Source organism: Dyella humi, from assembly GCF_044904605.1.
Taxonomy (GTDB): Bacteria; Pseudomonadota; Gammaproteobacteria; order Xanthomonadales; family Rhodanobacteraceae; genus Dyella_B; species Dyella_B humi.
Map to the genome: position 1 here is coordinate 73831 of NZ_JADIKI010000021.1, position 5701 is coordinate 79531.

The window sequence follows — 5701 nt, forward strand, 5'->3', positions numbered from 1 at the left end:
CTGTCTTGACGCGCCTTGACCTCGAGAAAGGATAGGGGCGACCATCCATTCAATCATCGCGAATAATTAGCATGACGCATGCAATCAGATAAAACGATGTCGCCCGGAGTCATATCACGCGGGGTTCTCGACGACCTCGCAGCCTTCGCCGCTGTCGCGCGTACGCGAAGCTTTTCGCGTGCCGCCGCCGAATTGAATGTTTCCAATTCGATGCTGAGCTATACGATCAAGCGACTGGAATCCCGCCTCGGCTATCCACTGCTTCGGCGAACCAGTCGCAGCGTCGCGCCGACCTCCGAAGGGGAGATGCTCCTGTTGGCGCTCGAACCTGCGTTGGACGCCATTGACAGCGCCCTGGGCGAGCTGAGCCAAAACCGTGATCGCGTTTCTGGCACCCTGCGCATCACCGCCACGCGGCAGGGGTATAAGGCCGTCATTCGTCCGGTGCTGACCGATTTCTGCGCGACCTATCCGGAGGCAACCGTCGAAGTCATCATCGACTATGCCTTCCGGGATCTCGTTTCCGAGCGCTTCGATGCCGGCATTCGGCTAGGTGAGAAGCTCCAGCAAGATATGGTCGCCTTGCCAGTCGGGCCGACGCTCAGGATGACCGTGGTCGCCTCGCCTGAATATCTGTCGCGACATCGCGCTCCCGGCACACCGGAAGATCTCCAGCATCACCGTTGCATCAATTACCGCATGGAAACAGCAGGCAACATTTATGCATGGGAATTTGAAAAGGATGGCCGCGAATTGAAAGTGGAGCTCTCTGGCCCGCTGACATTCAATGAGCCGGACCTCATGCTTCAAGCCGCGATCGATGGCCTTGGCATCGCCTACGTGCTGGAGCATGAGGCGACACCCCATATCACAGCGGGGCGTTTAGTCAGGCTATTGGAAGACTGGACCCCTCCCTTCCCCGGATTTTTCCTCTACTACCCTTCGCGCAAGCAGGTCTCTCCTGTCCTGGCTGCATTATTGACGCTCTTGCGAGCGCGGCGAGATGAGCCAGCGGCTTGAGTGAGGCAGATTGTAGGCAGTGATGCTGGCCACGAGCACGCTAGCATCGAGCGTCACAGCGGCGATGCCAGCACTCGCCGGATCTGTTCACCGAAAATTTCAACTCGGTCCAGCGACGAGCATCGCCACTACAGCGGATACCGAAGGATTCAAGGCTAGCGCGATCGTCGCCTGCTCTTGATCCACCGGCAGATGGATCAGGCGCAATGATGCCGGATGATGGAGCACGGGCTCGCTTTGATCCAGGCAGACATCGATGGTTTGCAGGTCGTCGCTGAGCCCTTTTCCGGTAGCTTTCAAGATGGCTTCCTTGCGCGTCCAGCAGCGTTTGAACAGTGCCAGGCGACTATCCAATGGGGCTTGCTCGATGTGACGGCGCTCGGTCGGATGCGTGATCGTGGTGAGAAGATCCCGATAGTCCTTCAGATGCGCAAAGGTTTCGACATCGATGCCAATGGGTTCGTGCTGGCTTACGGCACAGGCAACCCAGTGGCCTGAGTGGGACAGGTTGTAAGCGGGCGCGTCGGCCAAAAAGGGCTTGCCATGAGGGCCGATGGAGAAGGCTCGCGGCATCGAAACATCTCGCGGACAAACCAGACGATGCACCATGGTGCGCCCTAGCACGAAGTTGTGGCGGTCGCCGGTTTGGCGAAAGCGCGCGGCACGTTGTCGATCTTCGTCGGTCAACACGTGCTCGTCGGCGAACACTTCCGCGCCACGCAAGATCGCCACGAAGGCATGACCCTGCGCCAACGCGTCGTCGCAAGCATCTCGGGCCTGCTGCCACAAAACAGCGGGGGTGGCATGGATGACGATGAGCCGGCATCCTGCCCGCATGTCTATGGCACCGCTATCACGCATGCTGGCCAGATCATTCATGCGCGGCCATTCTTTGCGCTCCATCTTCTCTCCAGCGCGCGAACAAGTCGTCGATCAGTGCGATGCGTTGATGATTGAGATAGAAGTGGTCGCCTTCGAAGCTGCGGCACGCAAAGCCCGGTAGCGCCCAGCGTTCCCAGGCCAGTATCCGTGTCGGCGTGATATGTGCGTCGGCGGTACCGGCGTAAGCCGTGATCGGCAACCGGAACGCGCTGCCTTCCGGCACCACGTAGCTGTCGATGAGATTGAAGTCCGCACGCAGCACCGACAGCACGACTTTCAGGTATTCGGGATGCCCGAGGATTTCGCTTGGCGTAGCGCCAAAGCTCTCCAGTGTGCGCAGCAATTCCGTATCGTTAAGCGTGGCGCGCGATCTTTCCCGCCGGCACAGTTGCGGCGCGGGGCACGCCGATACGAACAAGCGTTTCGGTAGAGGCAAACGGCGCTCATGCAATTGCCGTGCGACTTCGAAGCCCACCACACCGCCCAGGCTATGGCCGAAGAAGGCAAACGGGAGATCGAGCGGCAGCATGTCGGCCAGCATCATGGCCAGCGTGTCCAGTCGATACAGGGGCGGTTCGGCGAAGCGTGTTTCCCGCCCTGGAATCGCCGCCGCCCACACTTCGGTGTATGGCGCAACATGTTGCTGCCAGTCTCGGAAGAGCGAAGGGCCGCCGCCAGCGTGATGAAAACAGATCAGGCGGCGACGGGCGCCAGCGCTCGCGCCAAAGCGCCGAAACCAGCGGCCTGGATCGATCGCGCTTGCCCGCATGTTTACTACCATGGCGCCCCCTTCCCTCCCGTCCTGCTTAATGCCTAGATGCCTACGTGCTTCGGCTTTCGGCGTACGTCAGCACGATGCCATTCTGACGTTTCTTCACCGCGGAAAAAATGCGCAAGAAATAAAGCACGCCAATGACCGCCTCGAACGTCGAACCGATCACCCAGCAAGTCGGAAGGATATTCGGGTTTCCAACATGCGCGGTTGTAATCGCGTAGATCGTCGGAATGCTGATGAACCACATCATCACCAATCGCGTGACGAACAGGAACCGGGTCAAGCCAAAGCTCTCCAGTACCGCGGCGCCGGTCATGGAGAAGGCAAATGCCAGCGAATAGACCCACAACACACGTGCGGTCGCAATGGACGCCCGTTGAATTTCCGGCGGCTTGTCCGCCAGTCCAAAGGGACTCAACAGTGGTCCCGGCGTCGCTATCTGGAAAAACGAGATGATGACGATGTACGTCAGCTCGATCACCAGGGTCACCAGAAGAATTCTCGGGATCTGCGCAAAATTGTTCTCGCCGATCGCATTTCCGCACAATACGCTGCACCCGATACCCAAGCCGAGAACCGGGATGATGCCCATATAGTTCACGGTCAAATTGATGTTATTGGCCGCCAGCGCGATCGAACCCAATCCGGCAATCACCCAGATAAACGCCGCGTTGCCGAAATTGTCGATGCCCGCCGAGGCTCCCAGAATGAAGCCTTTCTTCAAGCGCTGCAGCACGTCGGCCAACATGGAACCCTTGCGCTTGAATACCAAAGCCCTGAGGTTGCCCCAGACCTCACCGGGCATGCAGAACAAATAACAGGCCATCACCGACAGCGACCCCGCCAATGTTCCCATCGCGGAGCCGCGCATGCCAAGTTCAGGCAAGCCGAACTTGCCGAATACCAATCCGATGGTCATCACGACTCCCACCGCTTGGCCGATCAGCCCAGCAGTCAAGGTGATACGTGTCCTGCCGATCCCGTTGAAATAGGAAGAAAGCGACATGTTGAACGTCATCGCACCGCCAAAATAGGCGGACCAATACAAAAATTGCGATTCCAGTTTCGTAATGTCGGGCGGCCTGTTGCTCAAAAAGGGAATCTGCTCGATGAGCGGCGCCATCAGCACAAGCGTCACGGCGAACACGGCACCGATCAGGATGCCGATGGCACCCTGGTAGGCCGCCTCTTTCTTCCCCGATCGCCCGAACGCCTGCGCGACGCACGACCTGGAAAATCCCACCACTGCAGCAAAGAAACCTACGATTGCCGTTGCGGTATAGATGGCCGGCCCGGAAGCCGTCAAGGTGTCATTCGAATATCTCGCCAGGCAGATTCGATCGACGAACATCGCCAGCAAGCTGCCGACCATCGATCCCATCAACGGGAGTGAGACGTTCAAGACCCGTTTGGCGAGTCCAAAATCAAAACCTGCGTGGATCGGTTTCAAGCTGATGCCCCTTGAGGTGCGATGCCATGGTCCCGCCTGATGCCTACCGTCAACTACGAAGCTTGAGTCGCACCGGCACCGCACTCGGGCTCATGAAGAAATTCATGATCTGTTGAATCGGCGGTGCATGGGTGTCGAATTCCAGTTCAAAGTTGTGCATGACCATCGAGATCACCAATTTGATTTCGGTCAGCGCAAGGAAGCGGCCGGGACACAGACGCGGGCCGTCACCGAATGGAATCAGCTTCCGTGCCGGATCGTCTTCCTTCTGTGGTTTCTGGTCGAATATCCAGCGCTCCGGCAGGAACGCATCATTTTGCGGAAACTGGGCTTCGTCCAACCCTTCGCCTGCGGTGGAGACCATGATCGCCGTATTCTTCGGGACAAAGGTGTCGGCAACGACACAATCGGCATTGCTGACGATGCCGATAAAGGGCGCGACGGTTCTCAATCGCTGGGTTTCATTGTGAGCAGCGTCGAGGTAAGGAAACTGCTTCATCATTTCCCAGTCGTGCGCCAATTCGGCGTCATCAAGCACTGCATCGGCTTCGGCGGCTAGCGCGGACGCGGCGTCAGGATTCTGCGCCAGCAAATTGATCATCCACGCCATGGTATTGGCCGTCGTGTCCTCACCGCCGATCACGCTCAGGATGGCATTGTTGATGAGGTCCTGATCGGTGAAACCCGATTCGGGATCGTCGCTGGCAGCGATCATGGCCTCCAGCATGGTGGTCGGCTTTTGCCGTAGATGTGGCTGCTGCTCCATGCGCGCGCGCGTGTTCCGGATGAACCCGGCGACCGTCTGTTCAATATTGGCTGCGGACTTGTCGGCCTCCCGATCCGCCGGCAACTTGAAATGACGCCAATAAGGAAACAGTGCAAAAGCGCGGGCGCCAAGGCGCTGAAACATATTGTCGACATCGCGCTGCAGCTGACTGCCGTCATGGTTGACCACGTCAAGGTCATGCCCCATCGCGATGCCCACGGTGACATCGAGCGCAAAGGCTTTCAGGTCTCGACGCAAGTCGACGGGCCTGCCTTCCGCTAACGCAGTTTTCCAGCGTCGAAGCATGCGTTCGGCCATAAATGACATCTTGGGAAAGAAATTCCGTATCACCTCGGCATTGAGTCCACCCATGACAAGCTTGCGCTGCTTGCGCCAATCATCGCCCTCCGCGATAAAGACACCGCTGATGTTCAGCTCGTTCATGATCGTCTTGAGTCCGCCGACTCGTCTGAACTGTTCAGGACGTTCACGCAATAGCGCGCCAGCGGTCGCGCGATCCGAGACGACCACCACCGAGCCGCCCGGCACTGTCAATCGAAAAATCGGCCTGAATTCACGGACCCATTTGGCCAAACTCAGGTGCCATTGGCGCCCACTCATCTGTAGCGCGTTACCCAGGAAAGGCAGGCCCTTGGGGCCTGATAGATCCGCAATCGTGCGCGAATATTTAAGCTCGCCGAGATTTTCCGCGCTCAATTCAGAGGCTTCGGTAGTCGAATTCATGATGGCTTTCCTGAGTGCATGTGTGAAATAACGGGTCACTTTTCATCGCAGATACATACGCCAC

The 5701-nt window shown here is 58.2% G+C and carries 5 protein-coding genes; 1 reads left to right on the forward strand and 4 read right to left on the reverse strand.

The features are described 5' to 3' along the window. Positions 1 to 78: 78 nt before the first annotated feature. Entirely contained in the window at positions 79 to 1020 is a 942-nt protein-coding gene (locus ISP18_RS01175) for a LysR family transcriptional regulator (RefSeq protein ID WP_380016201.1), read from the forward strand. Between the two features lie 99 nt (positions 1021 to 1119). Here the strand turns inward: ISP18_RS01175 and ISP18_RS01180 are convergent, their stop codons facing one another. The 4 genes from ISP18_RS01180 to ISP18_RS01195 are packed head-to-tail and all read right to left on the reverse strand — an operon-like array spanning position 1120 to position 5637. Further along, positions 1120 to 1923 carry a 4'-phosphopantetheinyl transferase family protein gene (locus ISP18_RS01180; protein WP_380016203.1) on the reverse strand — a complete coding sequence of 268 codons (804 nt, stop codon included), beginning with the start codon at positions 1921 to 1923 and terminating at the stop codon, positions 1120 to 1122. Then, positions 1892 to 2683, reverse strand: coding sequence for a thioesterase II family protein (locus ISP18_RS01185; protein WP_380016205.1), 792 nt, complete (start codon positions 2681 to 2683; stop codon positions 1892 to 1894). Before ISP18_RS01185 ends, ISP18_RS01180 begins: the two co-directional genes overlap by 32 nt. A gap of 40 nt (positions 2684 to 2723) precedes the next feature. Beyond that, the gene (locus tag ISP18_RS01190; protein WP_380016207.1) at positions 2724 to 4127 is read right to left on the reverse strand and encodes an MATE family efflux transporter; all 1404 of its coding nucleotides are present in this window, start codon (positions 4125 to 4127) and stop codon (positions 2724 to 2726) included. A 49-nt stretch (positions 4128 to 4176) separates the two neighbouring features. After that, the gene (locus ISP18_RS01195) at positions 4177 to 5637 is read right to left on the reverse strand and encodes a cytochrome P450 (protein WP_380016209.1); all 1461 of its coding nucleotides are present in this window, start codon (positions 5635 to 5637) and stop codon (positions 4177 to 4179) included. Positions 5638 to 5701 lie beyond the last annotated feature (64 nt).

Bases quoted from the DNA above. Each gene is read 5' to 3' on its own strand.
- ISP18_RS01180 (WP_380016203.1), bottom strand. From the start codon at position 1,923: ATGGAGCGCAAAGAATGGCCGCGCATGAATGATCTGGCCAGCATGCGT.
- ISP18_RS01195 (WP_380016209.1), bottom strand. From the start codon at position 5,637: ATGAATTCGACTACCGAAGCCTCTGAATTGAGCGCGGAAAATCTCGGC.
- ISP18_RS01175 (WP_380016201.1), top strand. From the start codon at position 79: ATGCAATCAGATAAAACGATGTCGCCCGGAGTCATATCACGCGGGGTT.
- ISP18_RS01185 (WP_380016205.1), bottom strand. From the start codon at position 2,683: ATGGTAGTAAACATGCGGGCAAGCGCGATCGATCCAGGCCGCTGGTTT.